The following is a 17,670-nucleotide window of genomic DNA, read 5'->3' as shown; positions in this document are numbered from 1 at the left end:
GGTAGCGCGAAGGGGCGGCTATACACCGATGATGTGGGAATGACCACCATCTGGCGGAAGGCCGCGCTCCCGGCAGCGTCGCCGCTCGGCGAACGCATCGGAAAAGGCGATTCTCCGCAACGAAATAGCGGAAGCCGTTGACCTATCGCGGCAACGGCCTGCCACCCTGATTCAAGCGCTTCACAGAGTGATTCAACGCAGCGGCGGGAACGCGCTTTGTCATTCTCGGGCTTCGCGAAGCGAAGAACCCGGGATGACAAGGGTGGCTCGTTGCCTCAGCCCGCCCGCGGCGTGCGCATCGTCACCAGCTCTTCCGCTGCGCTGGGATGCAACGCGACGGTGCGGTCGAAATCGGCCTTGGTCGCCCCCATCGTCACGGCGATCGCGACGGCCTGGACGATCTCGCCGGCATCGTGGCCGAGGATATGGACGCCGAGTACCTTGTCCGACTGCGCATCGACGACGAGCTTCATGTAGATGCGCTCCTGCCGGCCGGAGATCGTCGCCTTCATCGGGCGGAAGCCGGATTCAAAGACGGTGACCTTGTGCCCCGCCGCCACGGCCTGAGCCTCCGACAGGCCTACGGTGCCGATCTCCGGCGTCGTGAAGACGGCCGAGGCGATGGTGGCATGGTCGACGGTCCAGTTCCGGCTGCCGAAGGTCGAGTCGGCGAAGGCGTGGCCCTCGCGGATCGCCACCGGAGTCAGGTTGACCCGGTTGGTCACGTCGCCGACGGCATGGATCGAGGGCACGCTGCTGGCTGATGCCGCATCGACCTTGATTTCGCCGAGCGAGCCCAGCGCGACGCCGGCCTGCTCCAGGCCAAGGCCGCGCGTGTTCGGCCGGCGGCCGGTGGCAACGAGGACGATATCGGCGTCGATCGGCGCCCCCTTGGCGCAATGGGCGCGGCGGGCACCGTCCGGCAGTTCCTCGATCCGCTCGATCGTGCAGCCGAGCCGCAGGGTGATGCCGGCATGGACGAGCGCGTCGCGCAGGCGGTTGCGGATGTCCTCGTCGAAGCCGCGCAGGATGTTGTCGCCCCGGTGCAGCACCGTCACCGCGACGCCCAGGCGGGCGAAGAGGCTGGCGAATTCCAGCGCGATATAGCCGCCGCCGACGACCAGCAGGCGCTTCGGCAGCGCCGGCAGATGGAAGATCTCGTTGGAGGAGATGCCGAGCTCGCCGCCGGGGATCGGGGGGTCGAAGGAGGGCCAGCCGCCGGTCGCGACGAGGATGTGACGGGCGCGGATGACCTCGCCGCTCTTCGCCAGCCGGACCTGATGCGGCCCCTCGACGACGGCGCGCTCCTCGCGGATCTCGACCTTGGCGCCCTCAAGCCCCTTGCGATAGAGGCCCGACAGGCGCGTGACCTCGTTGGCCACGGCATCGCGCAATGTCGGCCAGTCGAAGACGGGCGCCTGGGGCAGCGTCCAGCCGAAGCCGGCAGCGTCCTCGAAATCCTCGGCGAAGCGGCTGGCATAGACGAAGAGCTTCTTGGGAACGCAGCCGCGGATGACGCAGGTGCCGCCGATCCGGTCCTCCTCGGCGATCATCACGCGGGCGCCGTGGCCGGCAGCGATGCGTGCCGCACGCGTGCCGCCCGAACCCGCCCCGATGACGAAGAGATCGACGTCGAACTCAGCCATGATATCCTCTCAATCGTGCCGATCGGCAGACGGCACGCCGCAGAAAAACCAGACGGCCGCCAACGCCAGCGCGGCGATCCACCACCCCTGCCAGGCCCCGTGCGCCACCGTCGCTACCCCGAAGGCGCTGGCGGCCAGCGCCAGGCGCGGTGCAAGGTCGCGCGCCGGCAGATGCCTCAGGCGCCAAAGCAGCGCCAGCCCAGCCAGCGTCAGCAAGCCCGCACCGATCGCGCCCGTCTCGACCCAGGCCTGGACCGGCGCACTGTGCGGATGACCGACCGCGAGCAATTGGCGGCGCGGCGGCGAAACTTCAAGCGCCACCGGATGACGATCCAGTGTGGGCGACGTGCCGAAACCGGAGCCCAGCACGGGGCGCGCCCGGATGGCCTCGCCGAAGCTCAGCCAGATGTCGACCCGGTCGCGCGAATGGGAATTGGCGAGCCGTTCATGCAGGGATTGCGGCAGCGCTTCATCACCGAGGCGACCCATCACCGGCGCCAGCGCCATCGTGGCGACGAAACCCAGGGCGACGAGCGCGAGCATCAGGCGGGGCAGCAGTCGGGCGGCGAGCCAGGTCAGCGCGAGAAGCAGGAAACCGAGGCCGGCCGCCCCGCTCTCGGAATCGAAGGAGATCATGGCGACGACCACGACCGCAGCCGCCGCCAGAAGCCAGTCCAGCGCGCTGCCACGCCACCGCAAGGAGAGCCCCGCAACCGCGACGGGGAGCAGGACAAGGCAGGTCAGCACGGGGCGGTTGAAGATGTAGGTGACCTGCTTGCCGATATCGAGCGCGATGCGCACGGACAGGTTGGTTGCGAGTTCTGCCATCATCAGGACCCCTGCAAGGGCGATCGCAACCGCCAGAGCGCGGCTTTCCCGCCGATCCGGATGGAAGCGGCCGCTGGCAGCGATGACGAGGCCGCTCGCCATCGGCAGGGCGAGCTCGCCCCACATCGCCAGGCTCGGCCCCATGCGGTGGCTCCAGGCGATGGTGGCCAGCGACCAGAGCAGGAAACCGCCGAGCGCCAGCCCGGCCGGCGCAAGCAGCCGTGCCCGGAGACGCGGCAGAAGCGAGGACCAACCCTCGGCCGCGACCACCGACGCGAGAAAGCACAGGGCAGCCAATCCCAGGACAAGCGGAGCGGAGCGGTTCGCGAGCCACATGGCCAGCGGCAATGCGATCAACAGGCCCGTGCCGAGACGCACGAGACGCCGCGACAGAATCGGCTCAGAAGGCGGGAAGCCGGGAATTATCGGGGGGCTCATGGCCTGCGCTTACGCGATCCTGCCGGGCGCGGCCAGTGGCCGCCCTGAACAATCGATCGAGTCGTAGAACCAAAGGCATAGAAGATGCGGCGAAAACGCCCTGTCGTCGAAAATTCTTGACTTCCGATTATGCAATCAGGCGCAATTGACGACCGGCGCGGCAAGGTGCCACAGGCGGAGCGCCTCAAGAAACCCGGGGGCAAAGCCCCGCAAGCGGAGGAATTCATGCTGACATCCATCCTGAAGCGCACGGCCCTGACGGCGGTGGCCCTGGCTGCCCTCTCGACGGCGGCCTTCGCCCAGCTCGCCGAGCTGAAGATCATGGCCCCCGCGGCGCCGGGCGGCGGCTGGGACGGCACGGCCCGCTCGATGCAGCAGGCGCTGACGGCCGCCGGCATCGTCAAGAGCGTGCAGGTCAACAACGTGACCGGCGCGGGCGGCACCATCGGCCTCGCCCAGTTGATCGGCGCCAAGGGCGCCGGCGACCAGCTGATGGTCAACGGCTTCGTCATGGTCGGCGCCATCCTGCTCAACAAGTCGCCGGTCAACCTGACCCAGGTGACGCCGATCGCGCGCCTCACCGCCGAGGCCGAAGTCATCGTCGTGCCGACGGAATCGCCGCTCAAGACCGCCAAGGACCTGGCCGAGCGCCTGAAGGCCGACCCGGCGAAGGTGACCTGGGCCGGCGGCTCGGCCGGCGGTACCGACCACATCCTCGCGGCGCTGTTCGCGAAGGCTGTCGGCGCCGACGCCAAGAAGATCAACTACATCCCGTTCTCGGGCGGCGGCGAGGCCCTGGCGGCGATGCTCGGCGGGCGCGTCACGGCCGGCGTCTCCGGCTATGGCGAGTTCGAGGGTCAGATCAAGGCCGGCAAGCTGCGCGTGCTCGCGGTCTCCTCGCCCAAGCGCCTCGAGAACGCGCCTGACGCGCCGACGCTGCAGGAGCAGGGCATCGATCTCGAGCTCCTGAACTGGCGCTCTGTCGTGGCGCCTCCCGGCCTCTCCGCCGAGCAGACCAAGGCCCTGACCGACACGGTCGAGAAGATGGTCAAGTCGAAGGAATGGCAGGAAATCCTCAAGGCCCGCGGCTGGGACGATTCCTTCCTCGGCGGCGCCGCCTTCGACACCTTCCTGAAGGGCGAGATCGAACGCGTCTCCAAGGTCATGGTCGATGTCGGCCTGGTGAAGTAAGCCAGCATCGCACCAGAACCAGCAGGGGCCGGGAAACCGGCCCCTTTTCCAACCGCCAGAAGCGCCAAGAACGACGCCGGCCACCACTGCGGGAACGCCATGACCAACGACACGCGCACGCAAGGTGCCAACAAACCGGCCCTGCTGGTGGGCGTCCTGCTGCTGATCGTCGCCGCCTTCGTCGGCTATGACGCCTCCCAGCAGACGATCACCTCCACATACGGCGTCGGCCCGACGGCCATGCCCTATGTCGTCGCGGCGGGGCTCGTCATCCTCGGCCTGGCGCATTTCGTGGTCGCCTTCCGCGAGGGCCTGCCGCGGCCCGAGGAGGCCGACAGCAAGGCCCTGCTCTGGATCGCGGGCGGCCTGATCTTCCTGATCGCCTGCATCGGGCTCGGCGGCGGCTTCATCATCGCCATCGCCGTGGTCTTCGCCTGCACCGCCCGCGGCATGGGCCGGCAGGGCCTGCTGGTCGACGCCGTGATCGGCTTCGTGCTCGGCCTCGTCATCTACCTCGTCTTCGCCAAGCTCCTGACGCTGATCCTGCCGTCGGGTCCGCTCGAGCGCCTGTTCCTCTGAGGAGAGCCCGACATGGATACGATGCTCTCCCTGATGCACGGTTTCGGCGTCGCCTTCGAGCCCGCCAAGCTGATGTTCTGCCTGATCGGCGTCTTCCTCGGCACGGCCGTCGGCGTGCTGCCGGGCATCGGCCCGGCGCTGACCGTGGCGCTGCTGCTGCCGGTGACGTTCAAGCTCGATCCAGCCGGGTCGCTGATCATGTTCGCCGGCATCTACTATGGCGGCATGTATGGCGGCTCGACCACCGCGATCCTGCTCAATGCGCCGGGCGAAAGCGCCTCTCTCGCGACCGCGCTCGAAGGTTCCAAGATGGCCAAGGCCGGCCGTGGCGGACCGGCGCTCGCGACCTCGGCGATCGGCTCCTTCGTCGCCGGCCTGATCGCGACGATCGGCCTTGCGTTCCTGGCGCCCTGGCTCGTCCAGATCGCGGTGAAATTCGGGCCGTGGGACTATTTCGCGCTGATGATCGTCGCCTTCGTCACGGTCTCCGCGACATTCGGCGACTCGCCGCTGCGCGGCCTGACGAGCCTGTTCCTCGGCATCACGCTGGGCCTGATTGGCATCGACAAGCTCACCGGCCAGGCGCGCCTGACCTTCGGCGTGCCGGAACTGCTCAACGGCGTCGAGGTCACGACGCTCGCCGTCGGTCTGTTCGCGGTGGGCGAGGCCTTCTACGTCGCCTCCAAGCGCTTCCGCGACCCCGAGGAGATCATTCCGATCAAGGGCTCGCTGTGGATGACCAAGGAAGACTGGAAGCGCTCCTGGGCGCCCTGGCTGCGCGGCACCGCCTTCGGTTTCCCGATCGGCGCCCTGCCGGCCGGCGGCGCCGAGGTGCCGACCTTCCTGAGCTATTCGACCGAGAAGAAGCTCTGCAAATACCCGGACGAGTTCGGCAAGGGTGCGATCGAGGGCGTCGCCGGGCCGGAAGCGGCCAATAACGCCTCGGCCGCCGGCACGCTGGTGCCGCTGCTGACGCTCGGCCTGCCGACCTCGGCGACGGCGGCGATCATGCTCGCCGGCTTCCAGCAATACGGGCTGAATCCCGGCCCGCTGCTCTTCGCCGAGAAGCCTGACCTGGTCTGGGGCCTGATCGCCTCGCTCTTCGTCGCCAACGTCATGCTGGTGATCCTCAACCTGCCGCTGATCGGGCTCTGGGTCCGTTTGCTGGCGATCCCGCAGCCCTGGCTCTATGCCGGCATCATCGTCTTCGCGACGATGGGCACGCTGGCGGTCAACAGCTCGCCGGTCGAGCTCGGCATGCTCTTCGCCTTCGGCTTCATGGGCTATCTGATGCGCCGCTACGACTATCCGGTGGCACCGATGGTCGTCGGGCTCATCCTCGGCCCGATGGCGGAGGCGCAGTTGCGCCGCGCGCTGCAGATCAGCCTCGGCGATCCGATGATCCTGCTGGAGAACCCGATCTCGGCGACGCTGCTCGGCATCGCCTTCCTGGCGCTGGTGGCACCGTTCGCGATGAAGGGGCTGAACCGCTTCAAGGCTTCCGAGGACTGACGAAGCCGAGCCGGATGAGGCTCTTGCCCGTGGCGACGAGAGCCTCCGCGGCCGGGCGCGGCTGCCAGCCCAGCATGGCCTGCGCCTTGGCGCTCGTCGCATTCTTGCTGCGGCCGAGTTCGGGCGTCGCCGCCTGACGCGCGGTCGCGCTGAAGCGCGCTGCAAAACGCACCAGCCAATCGGGCAGCACGCGGGTCGAAACTCGAGCCGCGTTCTCGCCAAGGCCATCCTTCAGCGCCTGGGCAATCGCCTGCATCGTCATGAAGTCGCCGGCCGTGGCCAGAAAGCGTTCGCCGGCTGCCGCCGCGTCGGTCATGGCGCGCAGATGCAGGTCGGCGACATCGCGCACGTCGACCACGCCGAACATCAGGCGCGGCACCGCCCAGAGCCTGCCGTCCAGCATGGTCTTGACCAGCAGGATCGAAGCCGACAGGTCCCGACCGAGCAGCGGTCCGAAGATGCCGACGGGGTTGACGACCGAAAGCTCCAGCCCCTGCCCTTCGCCGTCGACGAAATCCCAGGCGGCCCGCTCGGCCAGCGTCTTGGATTTCGGATAGGCAGCCAGCCCCGGCGCGGCGGCATTCGACCAGTCGCGCTCGTCATAGGGGCGCTTCACGGCGCGACCATAGCCGATCGCGGCAAAGGACGAGGTCAGCACGACGCGCCTCACCCCGGCCCGGTGCGCAGCCCGCAGGACGCGCAGCGTCCCGTCCCGCGCCGGGCGGATCAGTTCGTCCTCATCCTTCGGTGCGGCGGCGGCCAGCGGCGAGGCCACGTGCTGGACATAGGCGCAACCGGATGCTGCCTCGACCCAGCCTTCGTCCCTCATCAGGTCTGCGACCGCGACCTGCAGGCGGTCGCCGGCATCCATCCCCGCCGAGCGCAACGCTTCCCGGAGAGGGGCTTCGCGGGCCGGGTCGCGCAGCGTCGCGCGAACGTCGTAACCGGCTTCGAGCAGCGACAGGATGCAGTGCCCGGCAAGGAAGCCGGAGCCTCCGGTCACGAGGACGAGATCGCGGGTCATGTCGCCGGCTCCGGTGTTTCAGTTCGAGCGTCCGGCCATAACGTCCGCTTCGCCATGACGCCAGAGCACAACCGGCCAGTGGACAGAGCAGGCCAGCCGATGAACCATCGCGGCGAAACTGTGTTGTCCCAGAGCCGGCATCGCCATCGATGCCGCGGCAGAGGGAGACTATCGATGAGCGACACCACGCTTGGCGCTCCGGCCGGAAAAGGCCAGACCGCCGCCGAGCCCAGCCTGCACCGCGTCATGGGGCCATGGCTGCTCCTGCTCTTCATCGTCGGCGATATCCTGGGCACGGGCATCTATGCCCTGACCGGGCAGGTCGCGAACCAGGTCGGCGGCGTCGTCTGGCTGCCCTTCCTCGTCGCCTTCGCGGTCGCGATGGTGACGGCCTTCAGCTATCTCGAACTCGTCACGAAATATCCGCAAGCCGCGGGCGCCGCGCTCTACACGCACAAGGCTTTCGGGGTGCATTTCATCACCTTCATCGTCGCCTTCGCGGTGATGTGCTCCGGCATCACCTCGGCCTCGACCGCCTCGCGCGCCTTCGCCGCCAACATGTCCAACGCGTTCGGGCTGGGGCTCTCCGGCGGCATCGGCATCACGCTGATCGGACTGGGCTTCATGGTGATCGTCGCGATCGTGAACCTGCGCGGCGTCGGCGAGAGCGTGAAGGCCAATGTCGTGCTGACCTGCGTCGAGCTCACCGGCCTGCTGATCATCATCACCATCGGCATGATGGCGATCGCCGCCGGCCAGGGTGATGTCTCGCGCGTGATGGAGTTCAAGACGACGGCCGATGGTGGCGTGTTCTGGCCGGTGATCGCGGCGACGACGCTGGCCTTCTTCGCCATGGTGGGCTTCGAGGACTCGGTCAACATGGCCGAGGAGACCAAGGACCCGAGCCGCATCTTCCCCAAGATCCTGCTCGCCGGCCTCTTCATCACCGGCGTGATCTACGTGCTGGTCTCGGTCTCGGCGATCACGCTCGTCCCGCCCGAGCAACTCGGCGAGGGCGAGACGCCGTTGCTCAAGGTGGTGCAGGCCGGCGCGCCGAACTTCCCGATCTGGATCTTCGGCTTCATCACCATGTTCGCGGTCGCCAACAGCGCCCTGATCAACATGCTGATGGCGAGCCGGCTGGTCTACGGCATGAGCCGCGAGCATGTGCTGCCGCCGGTGCTCGGCAAGGTCCACCCGACCCGCCGCACGCCCTATGTCGCGATCGGCTTCACCAGTCTGCTTGCGTTCGCGCTGATCACCTTCGTCGGCGAGGTGCCGGCGCTGGGCGGCACGACGGCGCTGCTGCTGCTTTGCGTCTTCACCGTGGTCAATGTCGCCGTGCTGGTGCTGCGCAAGGACAAGGTCGAGCACGGACATTTCCGCACGCCGACCTTCCTGCCGATCGTCGGCGCGATCTCCTGCGCCTTCCTGGCCGGGCCGTGGACCGGACGCGCCTCGGTCCAGTACACGATCGCCGGCGTGCTGATCGGTGTCGGCGTGGTGCTGTGGGTCGTGACCGTCATCGTCAACCGCAAGACCGGAACTCTGCCCAGCGACCCGCTGATGGAAGACATCGGCGGCCGCGGCCCGGTCAACTGACCGAAGCGGGTCGCTCCGCAACGAGAAAGGGCCGGCGCATGCTCGCCGGCCCTTTTCGACATCGTGCGGCTCAGGCCACGCCTGGGCTCAGAAAGTGTGGCCGCGCTTGCGCATCTCCTGCGAGAAGCGGTCGAACAGATACTGGCTGGTCTGCACGGTCCAGGGCTGCAGGACGAGCAGCAGATCGTCCATCGCCTCGCGCCGCAGCGCATTGTAGCGCTGGCCGACCGGAGACTTGAAGAAGGCGGCGATCTCCTTGAGGTCCGCCTCGGTCATCTTCCGGGCGAAGACCTCGGCCGCGGTCTTGGCCATCTCGTCGGCGCGCTTGTCGGCTTCCGGCTTCAGGGCGGCGACGACGGCGTCCGCGTCCTTCTTCATCTCGGGTCGGGTCGCGAGGATGTCCTGCACGCTCTTCTCGAACTCGCCGTAGATGTTCGTGATGCCGGCCGTGACGCCGGTCACGTCCGCGACCTCGCGCGCCACCTGCAGATGGCTGGGCGTCAGCGCCGGCGCCTGGGCAAAGGCGGGCGCTGCGCAGATGAGCGCCAGACCAAGGGCAGCCCGGGCGAGAGAACGACGGATCATGCGTTGAAACCCCTTTATCAGCGACCCACCGCCGGAGCGCGCGATTGCGCCTCCGACAACGATGAATCGGTCATTGTGGCGCGTTCCTTAGCGTGTCTTACGCCGGAATGGAATCATTCGATCTTGCCGAGCAGCCGGAGCCCATCGGCGCCGGCCAGGATGGCGCCCGAGGCCAGCCCGATGAACAGGCCGTGTTCGACGACGCCGGGCACGACGTTCAGCGATTGTGCGAGCAACTCAGGGCGCTCGATCGTGCCGAGATGGGCGTCGAGGATATAGTGGCCACCATCGGTGACGAGCGTCGTGCCGCCCGCCCGCTGGCGCAGCGAGAGCCGGCCTGCCGAGCCCGCGGCGGCGATGGCCGCCGCCACGGCCCGGCGCGTCGCCTCGAGCCCGAAGGGCACGACCTCGATCGGCAGCGGGAAACGGCCGAGCGTCTGCACCAGCTTGCCGTCATCGGCGATCACGATCATGCGGGCGGAAGCCGCCGCGACGATCTTCTCGCGCAGCAGCGCCGCGCCGCCGCCCTTGATCAGGCGCAGCTGGGGATCGACCTCGTCGGCCCCGTCGATGGTGAGGTCCAGCTCCGGCGTCTCATCGAGCGTCGACATCGGAATGCCCAGCGCAACCGCCTGGGCCTGCGTCGCCTCGGAGGTCGAGACGCAGAGAACCTCGAAGCCCGCCGCGACACGCAGGCCAAGCAGATCGACGAAATGCTTCGCCGTGGAGCCGGTGCCGAGGCCAAGGCGCATCCCCGGCCGCACGAGCTCGAGCGCGCGGGCGGCAGCCAGCTTCTTCAGGTCGTCGGCAGTCATCAGCTTCGTCCGGCTCAACTTGTGGAAAACGCCTGCCGTCCCATCCTAGCAGCCTTGGCGGACGACGGCGCTCTCCTGCCCCGCGGCCGCGTTCGAGTCCAGCGCGCGGAGGGCTCCCGGCTTCATTTCGTCTGGGGCGTGCACACCGTCTTGTCGTCGAAGACGTAGCAGATGCTCATCTCGCCGGTGCGGATATTGACCCGGAAGATGCCACCCTCCTTCTCATGGCGCGACGGCATCAGGCCGTAATCGCTGGGCGCCTGCGGGCCGGCCCCCTCGCCCGAGGGAAAGCAGACCGTCAGGCCGACACCGCCCTCCTTGAGCTGGAACTGGCAGGCGCCGACCTCGCCCGTCGCCTTGTCGATCCGATAGACGCGGTTGAGATCGTTCTGCGGCGCGGGCGCGAACTCGAAAGGACCGGCCCAGGCCGGCGCCGCGCCCAGCAGCGTGCCCGCCATCCCCAGCACCGCGCCTGCGATTCCCGTAATCTTCGACATGACAATCTTCCCTGTCGCCGGCCGCGCGACGAATCGCGGCAACGATACCATCCCGTGCGGCAAATTTGGGGAGGCGTCATCACGGGACTTGCCAGCCCGGCGCCGAAGACCTTTAACCGAAGCTCTTCCCCCCTCGCATCGCCTCGAAAGTCCCGACCATGAGCCTGCCTCCCATCGTCGTCTTCGATCTCGACGGAACGCTTGCCGAGACGGCGCCGGACATCATGCGGGTCCTCAACGTGATCCTGGTGCGCGAAGGCCTCGCGGCGCTGCCGCTGGAGCGGGCGCGCGAACTGGTCGGCGCGGGCGCCCGGGCCCTGATCGAACGCGGCTTCAAGGTTTCGGGCCGGCCGCTCGATGCCGAAACGCTGGAGCGGCTCTTCGCGGATTTCCTGACGATCTATGCCGAGGATACCGCGGCAAACAGCCATCTCTTCGACGGCGTGCTCGAAGCGCTCGATGCGCTCGCCGCCGACGGGTATGCGCTCGCGGTCTGCACCAACAAGCCGATCCTGCACACACGGCTTATCCTTGACCATTTCGGCATTTCCGGGCGCTTCGCCGCGGTCGCCGGGCGCGACTCTTTCCCCTATTTCAAGCCGGATCCGCGCCATCTCACCCTGACGATCGCGGCAGCCAAGGCCGATCCGGCGCGGGCCGTGATGATCGGCGATTCCCGCACGGATATCGCGACCGCGCGCGCCGCCGGCATCCCGACGATCTGCGTGCCCTTCGGCTATACCGATGTGCCGATCGAGACGCTGGAGCCGGATTTCGTCATCCAGCATTTCGACGAGCTGGCCGGGGCAGTCGACCGCGTGCTCAAATCTCCTTCCCGCGCATCCTTGACGGCATGAGGCGCGCCGACTAGGAGAGGCCGGGTTCGGGCGATTAGCTCAGCGGTAGAGCACTCCCTTCACACGGGAGGGGTCACAGGTTCGATCCCTGTATCGCCCACCATTTTCCCGGACGCTCCCAAACCTCATCATCTATCGGCGTGCGGCGTCCAGCCGCAGTATGCCTTGGCGTCAGCCAGCCTTATCCGACGATGCCCGCTCGAGGGTCGCCACGACCTCGTCGACACTCTCCCTGACGCCGAGAAGGAAGTCCTTCCGGAAGGCGATGATCGTGTCCGGCGGCTCACCCTTGAACTGATAGACGACCGCCACCTGCTCCGGATTGACGTAGACGGGCTTGCCATCGGCAGGCGAGGTGAATTTGCAGAGCTTCGGCATGATCGGTTTCAATCCTGTGCTGATGGGCGTTCGACGGCAGCACGGCAGAGTTCGGCATGCGCCACCCATCACGCTCCAATACCGGCCGCTCCCCGCGAACGCAAAAAGCCCGCCGGCGCGAGCCAGCGGGCAAAGTCAAAAACAGGATTGTGCATCCGTGAGGTAGTCGCTGCGGCAGGGTAACCGGTTCAACGCCGCAGCTCAGGGCCTGCCGATCGACTCGGTCAGCGCAATACGATCGCTGCGCCGTCGTCTCGCGCCGTACCACCCTTGCCGATCTGCGCGAGTTCCTCGCCGAAGCGAGCCGCGATCGCCAGCCGAAAATGCAACGGGTCCCAGTAATTGGCATCCTGCGCCGTGATCGGCGAGGCGTGGGCGTAGTCGACGACCACCGCGCCATGGCGGCGGGCCAGCGCGGCGATATCCGCCTTGCAGCGGGCATAGCGCTGCCAGGCGGCCGAGCCCTGGCGCGGATAGGCCGCAAGATGAGCGGGCGGCAGCACCAGCATCACCTGCGTCGCCTTCGGAAAGGCTGCAATGCTCTCCTCCAGCCAGGACAGGGCCGGGAAGTGCCAGCCGGCGCTCTCGGCCGGCGCTATGGCGGCCGATGGCGACAGGGGCGCCAGATCGGCGATCGCGCCGCCATGGCTCGCATAGATATGGCTGCGCGCCCGGGCGAGATCGTAGCTCGCCTCCGGCGGTGTGAAGACCTCGTAGCCGTCGCCGCGGATGCGCTCTCGCGACCAGCCGAGCTTATAGGCCATCAGCCGGCCGGCGATCTCGAGATTGGTCAGGTTGAGCAGTTTCGGCCAGTCGCTCCAGCCGACATCACGGGAGAGCCAGCCCGGCACCGGTCGCGGCGTCAGGCGCCTGGCCTCATCGGTCGCGTCGGCCTCGCACCAGGTCGTGTCGATGCCCCAAATCAGGCGCTTGGGCGCCTGGACATGCTCTCGGAAGAGCCGCGCCATCTGCGTCTGTTCCCAAGGGGTTGCCGCATTCATCGCGAGATTGACGAAGCGGGCGTCGAGGCCGCGCGACAGAACCTCGGGGTCGAGCAGCCGCATCGTCGAGGTGCCGATCACCGCCGCATCGAAGCGCCCGGAGCGGACGAGCTGCGGGTACATGAAGCGCTGGTTGATATCCATGATCGGCCGCGGCGCCTGCCCGGCATGAACGCGCATGCCGAAGGGATCGAGCGTCGCGACGAAGGCGAAGAGCACGCCTGCGCCGACGACCGCTGCCCCCAGGAACCATCGCGACCACTGAATCCAGGCCTTCGCCATTCCGGCCTTCCGCTGCGAGCTTCACCGAACCGAGGCACGGCCACTCGATGACCCGGCGACCGCGCGGCGTCCTCATCGCACAGGCCGGCACCTCGTCACAACGCGAAAGGCGCGCCTGATGGCCGCAAGCAGCCGAACATGGCAGAGAGGGTGGATGATGCCGGGCCCTTTCCACCGTTCGATCCGCTTGCCGCGCGGGCTTGTAGCCCTGCTGCTCGCCTTCGCGCTGTCCTGCCCCGCACAGGCGGCGGAAGAGCCGTTGCCGGCATCGTCCGGCATCCAGGATGCGCTGTGCCGTCTGATCGACGACGCTGCGAAGGCGCAAGGCGTGCCCGCCGCCTTCCTGACCCGCCTGATCTTCCAGGAATCGAGCTTCCGCTCGGGCGTCACCAGCCCGGCCGGCGCGCAGGGCGTCGCCCAGTTCATGCCCGGTACGGCGCGCGAGCGCGGCCTCGCCGATCCCTTCGATCCCGAGCAGGCCGTGCCCAAGGCAGCGCATTTCCTGGCGGAACTGCGCGACCGCTTCGGCAACTGGGGCCTTGCCGCAGCAGCCTATAACGGCGGGCCCAATCGCGTCGCGGGCTGGCTTGCGGCGCGCAAGGCCGGGCAGGCCCGATTCCTGCCGGGCGAGACCGAAAACTACGTGTTCGCCATCACCGGCCGGACCGCCGAGGACTGGGCCGACGAAGCGATCGATCGCGCCAATGGCGACGGGCGCTCGCCGCCGATGCCGCCGGCGACGCGCGACAGCGATGCGCAGGCGAGCTGTGCGCCGACGCTCGTCGCGATTCGACGGTCTCGCCCTGCCCTTCCCGCTATCGCGGAAGCGCCCTTCGCACCCTGGGGCGTTCAGCTCGCCGGCAATTTCTCGAAGGCGCGGGCGCTGGCGACCTTCCAGCGGGCCGGAGCCCGCCATCGCGCCATCATCGGGGCGTTGCCGCCGATGGTGATCGGGACGCGCCTGCGCAGCCGCGGCACCCGTGCCTTCTACCGGGTGCGCCTGCCGGCCGCGACGCGGGCCGAGGCGATCGCATTGTGCCGGCGCATCCAGTCCGATCGCGGTGCCTGCGTCGTATTGCGGAGCTGACGGCAATCCAGCGATGTTGCATGCGCGCAACGCATCGCGGCAAAGCTCGATGGCTCCCGGCGATGTGATTGCGGCGCGATTGCACGGTCACGGGGAAGCTGACAGGACGTTGATGAGACGTTGACTTTTCTGCGTCATTCTCGCGATCCGCCGTCCCGACCCGCCCGAGGTTCCTCCGATGATTCGCTCCCTCCGTCTGGCCTCGCTCGCGGGCCTTGGCCTGCTCGCTCTGGGCTCCGCCGCCCGAGCCGAAATCGACCCTCTGACCCGCCAGCCGCTGGTCCAGTATGTGGACCCGGCCAAGGCACAGGCCACAGCCATTCCGCGCGAGATCGTCGACTATCCGACGAAGCAGAGGCCGGGCACGATCGTGATCGATTCGGCCGAGCGGCGCCTGTATTTCGTGATGGCCGATGGCAAGGCGATGCGCTACGGCGTCGGCGTCGGCCGCCCGGGCTTCGACTGGGCGGGGACGCAGACCATTTCGCGCAAGCAGGAATGGCCGACCTGGACGCCGCCGGCCTCGATGCTGAAGCGTCGCCCCGACCTGCCGCGCTTCATGGCCGGCGGCCCGGACAACCCGATGGGCGCGCGCGCGCTCTATCTCGGCTCGACCCTCTACCGCATCCACGGCTCGAACGAGCCGGAGACGATCGGCCAGGCGGTCTCCTCGGGCTGCATCCGCATGCTGAACGAGGACGTGATCGACCTTTACGAACGCGCCAAGGTCGGCACCCGCGTCGTGGTCGCCCGCTGAGCGGAACGCACGGTTGGAACGAGGCCGGCGGCGACGCCGGCCTTTTTCGTTGGCCGCCCCTGCCCGGAACGACCATCCCATGGCGCTTGCCCGCTTTCTCACCAGCCGGCTGCATAGGCTGCTGGAACCCTGGCAATCCGCAGCGCGCAAGTCGCGGTTGCGGAATTTCGACCTCCCGCCCGGCGCCGCCCTGCCGATTGCCCATATCCGTGCGGAAGCGCCTCACCGCTGCGACCATCCGCTCTGCGGGCTCCTCGTCGACGACGCGATCCGGTTTCACAGCCGCAACGCCCCGCGGGCGGGTTTTCGGCGCCGGGGCGTGCCGACGGCGATGCTCCTCGACATGGCGCGCTATCCCACGGCCGAGGCCTATCTGCGCGCCGTGTCCAAGCGTTCGCACGGCAATATCCCGCGGGCTGCAAAGAAGGCGGCGCGCCTCGGGATCACCTGCGCGCCTATCCGCCCCGAAAGCTACAGGGCGAGCATCGCGGCGATCGGCGCCTCCAAGCGCTTCCGCTCAGGCGGGCCGGTGCTGAGCGCATGGTTCCGCCCGGCTTCCGTCATCGCCGATACGCGGGAGCCGCCCTCGTCCCCGCCCTGTCCCAGCCACTGGACGATGGCCTGGGGCGCCTTCGTGCAGGAAGAAAGCGGCCCGCGACTGGTCGCCCATCTCTCGTTGCGGCGCGTCGGCGACCTCTGCCGCACGCATGACATCATGTGCCATGGCGACTACCTGCAATCGGGCGCGATGAAGCTGTTGTTCCTTGAGACCACACGCTGGCTGCTGGACCGGCAGGCGCCGGAAACCCAAGGCCTGCGCTGGTTCATGTATGGCGCCATGGAGCACGGCTCGCCCGGCCTGCATGAGTGGAAGCGGCTGATGTGCTTCGAACCCGCCAATCTCGCTTTCGAGCGCAATCTCCACTCCGGCGGCGTGGCACCATCCTGAGCAGGCGCCGAAGCGGCGCCTGCCGAAAGCCGGAGCCTTTCCTTACCGCCGCCGCTCGCGCGACAGCCCCTTCTCGGCCAGGGCCGCGACATAAGCCCGCATCTTCTCCTCGCCCTGCTCGCCAAGATCGCGCAGATAGTCCCAGGCGTAGATGCCGGTCTCGTGCATGTCGTCGAAGCCGAGCCTGACGGCGTAATGGCCGACCGGCTCAACCCGGAGAATCTCGACCTCGGCCTTGCCGGGCACGATGGTCTTCTGGCTGGGATGGTGGCCCTGGACCTCGGCGGAGGGGCTTTCGACGCGCAGGAGCTCGGCCGGTAATGCGAATTGAGCGCCATCCTCGAAGGCGACATGCAGGGTCCGGCGGTCCTTCGAGAGGCGCAGTTCGGTCGGCCAGGATGACATGGGCGGTATTCGTCCTTCGCAGGCTACCATGATCAGGCGCTTGACCTTCACGGGCGCAGTGCCAATGTCATGCTATAGCAATGTGAAGGCGCGCCCGCATCCTGTGCGGACCGGCCGCTCCACAATGCGGGAACGTGAGGCAGACGTGCTGCTCGACGACATGAAGCCGCTGACGCGGTCGCCCCTGGTCGACCCGTTCGGCCGCAAGATTTCCTATCTGCGCATCTCGGTGACGGATCGCTGCGATTTCCGCTGCGTCTATTGCATGTCCGAAGACATGAAGTTCCTGCCGCGCAAGGAACTGCTGACGCTCGAGGAGCTCGACCGGATCGCCAGCGCCTTCGTCGCGCGCGGCACCCGCAAGCTGCGCCTGACCGGCGGCGAGCCGCTGGTGCGCCGCGACATCATGAGCCTGTTCCGCTCGCTCTCGCGCCATCTCACTTCCGGCGCGCTGGACGAATTGACGCTGACCACCAACGGCTCGCTGCTGCATCGCTATGCCGCCGAACTCGCCGGATACGGCGTGCGCCGCATCAACGTCTCGATCGACACGCTCGACCCCGACAAGTTCCGCGAGATCACCCGCCGGGGCGATCTCAAGGTCGTGCTCGACGGCGTCGAGGCGGCGCGCAAGGCCGGCATGCGGGTCAAGATCAACGCGGTGGCGCTGAAAGGCGTCAACGACGACGAGATCGAGCACCTGATGCTGTGGTCGCACGGACTCGGCATGGACCTGACCCTGATCGAGGTCATGCCGATGGGCGAGATCGAGGTCGGCCGCGTCGACCAGTACCTGCCGCTCTCGGTCGTGCGCGGGCGCCTGATGGACAAGTACACGCTGGTCGACGATCCCTACCGCACCGGCGGACCGGCTCGCTATGTCCGCGTCAAGGAGACCGGCGGGCTCGTCGGCTTCATCACGCCGCTGACCCATAATTTCTGCGAGAGCTGCAACCGCGTGCGGCTGACCTGCACCGGCACGCTCTATATGTGCCTCGGCCAGGAAGACGCCGCCGACCTGCGCGCACCCGTCCGGGCCTCGCAGGATGACGCCCTGCTCTTCCGCGCCATGGACGAGGCGATCGCGCGCAAGCCGAAGGGCCACGATTTCATCATCGATCGCCGCCATTCCGGCCCGGCCGTCGGCCGTCACATGAGCGTCACCGGCGGCTGAGCCCGCCGAGGCGCCCGCCCCTCGCTTGACCCTTCGGCCGAATGCGGTCACCGTCCCTGCGAC

Annotated in this window: 18 protein-coding genes and 1 tRNA gene; 10 read left to right on the top strand and 9 right to left on the bottom strand. The window is 68.0% G+C overall.

Annotated elements, in window-relative coordinates:
- Positions 1–275: 275 nt before the first annotated feature.
- Positions 276–1,646: a glutathione-disulfide reductase gene (gene gor / locus FHT98_RS20750; protein ID WP_142115153.1), complete on the bottom strand. Its 1,371-nt coding sequence runs from the start codon at positions 1,644–1,646 to the stop codon at positions 276–278.
- A 9-nt stretch (positions 1,647–1,655) separates the two neighbouring features.
- A complete protein-coding gene (locus FHT98_RS20745; protein ID WP_142115152.1) occupies positions 1,656–2,912 on the bottom strand; it encodes an O-antigen ligase family protein in 1,257 nt (418 codons plus the stop codon).
- Positions 2,913–3,137: 225 nt separating this feature from the next.
- On the opposite strand from FHT98_RS20745, the gene FHT98_RS20740 reads away from it, so the two are divergent.
- The 3 genes from FHT98_RS20740 to FHT98_RS20730 all read left to right on the top strand — a co-directional run bounded on the left by FHT98_RS20740 (position 3,138) and on the right by FHT98_RS20730 (position 6,194).
- Positions 3,138–4,103, top strand: coding sequence for a Bug family tripartite tricarboxylate transporter substrate binding protein (locus tag FHT98_RS20740; RefSeq protein ID WP_091856144.1), 966 nt, complete (start codon positions 3,138–3,140; stop codon positions 4,101–4,103).
- A gap of 99 nt (positions 4,104–4,202) precedes the next feature.
- Positions 4,203–4,682: a tripartite tricarboxylate transporter TctB family protein gene (locus FHT98_RS20735; RefSeq protein ID WP_061964292.1), complete on the top strand. Its 480-nt coding sequence runs from the start codon at positions 4,203–4,205 to the stop codon at positions 4,680–4,682.
- Positions 4,683–4,694: 12 nt separating this feature from the next.
- Positions 4,695–6,194, top strand: coding sequence for a tripartite tricarboxylate transporter permease (locus FHT98_RS20730; protein WP_061964294.1), 1,500 nt, complete (start codon positions 4,695–4,697; stop codon positions 6,192–6,194).
- Here the strand turns inward: FHT98_RS20730 and FHT98_RS20725 are convergent.
- Positions 6,175–7,218, bottom strand: coding sequence for an SDR family oxidoreductase (locus FHT98_RS20725; RefSeq protein WP_142115151.1), 1,044 nt, complete (start codon positions 7,216–7,218; stop codon positions 6,175–6,177). The genes FHT98_RS20730 and FHT98_RS20725 overlap by 20 nt on opposite strands.
- 174 nt (positions 7,219–7,392) lie before the next feature.
- On the opposite strand from FHT98_RS20725, the gene FHT98_RS20720 reads away from it, so the two are divergent.
- Complete coding sequence (locus tag FHT98_RS20720) at positions 7,393–8,820, top strand: APC family permease (RefSeq protein WP_142115150.1); 1,428 nt, start codon at positions 7,393–7,395, stop codon at positions 8,818–8,820.
- Positions 8,821–8,907: 87 nt separating this feature from the next.
- Here the strand turns inward: FHT98_RS20720 and FHT98_RS20715 are convergent, their stop codons facing one another.
- The 3 genes from FHT98_RS20715 to FHT98_RS20705 form a co-directional block, all read right to left on the bottom strand.
- On the bottom strand, positions 8,908–9,405 hold the full coding sequence (locus FHT98_RS20715; protein WP_061964300.1) for a DUF2059 domain-containing protein: 498 nt from the start codon (positions 9,403–9,405) through the stop codon (positions 8,908–8,910).
- Positions 9,406–9,518: 113 nt separating this feature from the next.
- Complete coding sequence (gene rpiA / locus FHT98_RS20710) at positions 9,519–10,220, bottom strand: ribose-5-phosphate isomerase RpiA (protein WP_142115149.1); 702 nt, start codon at positions 10,218–10,220, stop codon at positions 9,519–9,521.
- A 122-nt stretch (positions 10,221–10,342) separates the two neighbouring features.
- On the bottom strand, positions 10,343–10,717 hold the full coding sequence (locus tag FHT98_RS20705; protein ID WP_142115148.1) for a hypothetical protein: 375 nt from the start codon (positions 10,715–10,717) through the stop codon (positions 10,343–10,345).
- Positions 10,718–10,875: 158 nt separating this feature from the next.
- Between FHT98_RS20705 and gph the strand changes: the two genes are divergently transcribed.
- Together gph and FHT98_RS20695 are read left to right on the top strand one after the other, a co-directional pair.
- The gene (gph, locus tag FHT98_RS20700) at positions 10,876–11,574 is read left to right on the top strand and encodes a phosphoglycolate phosphatase (RefSeq protein WP_061964304.1); all 699 of its coding nucleotides are present in this window, start codon (positions 10,876–10,878) and stop codon (positions 11,572–11,574) included.
- A gap of 28 nt (positions 11,575–11,602) precedes the next feature.
- A tRNA-Val gene (locus tag FHT98_RS20695) sits at positions 11,603–11,677 on the top strand.
- A gap of 68 nt (positions 11,678–11,745) precedes the next feature.
- Here the strand turns inward: FHT98_RS20695 and FHT98_RS20690 are convergent.
- Both FHT98_RS20690 and FHT98_RS20685 read right to left on the bottom strand, forming a co-directional pair.
- Positions 11,746–11,952 carry a hypothetical protein gene (locus FHT98_RS20690; RefSeq protein WP_061964306.1) on the bottom strand — a complete coding sequence of 69 codons (207 nt, stop codon included), beginning with the start codon at positions 11,950–11,952 and terminating at the stop codon, positions 11,746–11,748.
- 224 nt (positions 11,953–12,176) lie between these two features.
- Positions 12,177–13,235 carry a hypothetical protein gene (locus FHT98_RS20685; RefSeq protein ID WP_142115147.1) on the bottom strand — a complete coding sequence of 353 codons (1,059 nt, stop codon included), beginning with the start codon at positions 13,233–13,235 and terminating at the stop codon, positions 12,177–12,179.
- Positions 13,236–13,389: 154 nt separating this feature from the next.
- Here FHT98_RS20685 and FHT98_RS20680 point away from each other — a divergent pair, with 154 nt between their 5' ends.
- The 3 genes from FHT98_RS20680 (at position 13,390) to FHT98_RS20670 (ending at position 16,028) form a co-directional block, all read left to right on the top strand.
- On the top strand, positions 13,390–14,322 hold the full coding sequence (locus FHT98_RS20680) for a lytic transglycosylase domain-containing protein (RefSeq protein WP_248309267.1): 933 nt from the start codon (positions 13,390–13,392) through the stop codon (positions 14,320–14,322).
- A gap of 178 nt (positions 14,323–14,500) precedes the next feature.
- Complete coding sequence (locus tag FHT98_RS20675) at positions 14,501–15,079, top strand: L,D-transpeptidase (protein WP_061964310.1); 579 nt, start codon at positions 14,501–14,503, stop codon at positions 15,077–15,079.
- 79 nt (positions 15,080–15,158) lie between these two features.
- Positions 15,159–16,028, top strand: a complete 870-nt coding sequence (locus tag FHT98_RS20670; protein WP_142115146.1) for a hypothetical protein — start codon at positions 15,159–15,161, stop codon at positions 16,026–16,028.
- Between the two features lie 42 nt (positions 16,029–16,070).
- Here the strand turns inward: FHT98_RS20670 and FHT98_RS20665 are convergent, their stop codons facing one another.
- Positions 16,071–16,433: a gamma-butyrobetaine hydroxylase family protein gene (locus FHT98_RS20665; protein WP_142115145.1), complete on the bottom strand. Its 363-nt coding sequence runs from the start codon at positions 16,431–16,433 to the stop codon at positions 16,071–16,073.
- A gap of 160 nt (positions 16,434–16,593) precedes the next feature.
- On the opposite strand from FHT98_RS20665, the gene moaA reads away from it, so the two are divergent.
- The gene (gene moaA, locus FHT98_RS20660; protein ID WP_170843325.1) at positions 16,594–17,607 is read left to right on the top strand and encodes a GTP 3',8-cyclase MoaA; all 1,014 of its coding nucleotides are present in this window, start codon (positions 16,594–16,596) and stop codon (positions 17,605–17,607) included.
- Positions 17,608–17,670 lie beyond the last annotated feature (63 nt).

This window comes from Allobosea sp. AK1, assembly GCF_006714945.1.
In the GTDB taxonomy this organism is placed as follows: domain Bacteria; phylum Pseudomonadota; class Alphaproteobacteria; order Rhizobiales; family Beijerinckiaceae; genus Allobosea; species Allobosea robiniae.
This window is presented reverse-complemented; position numbering and strand designations above follow the sequence as displayed.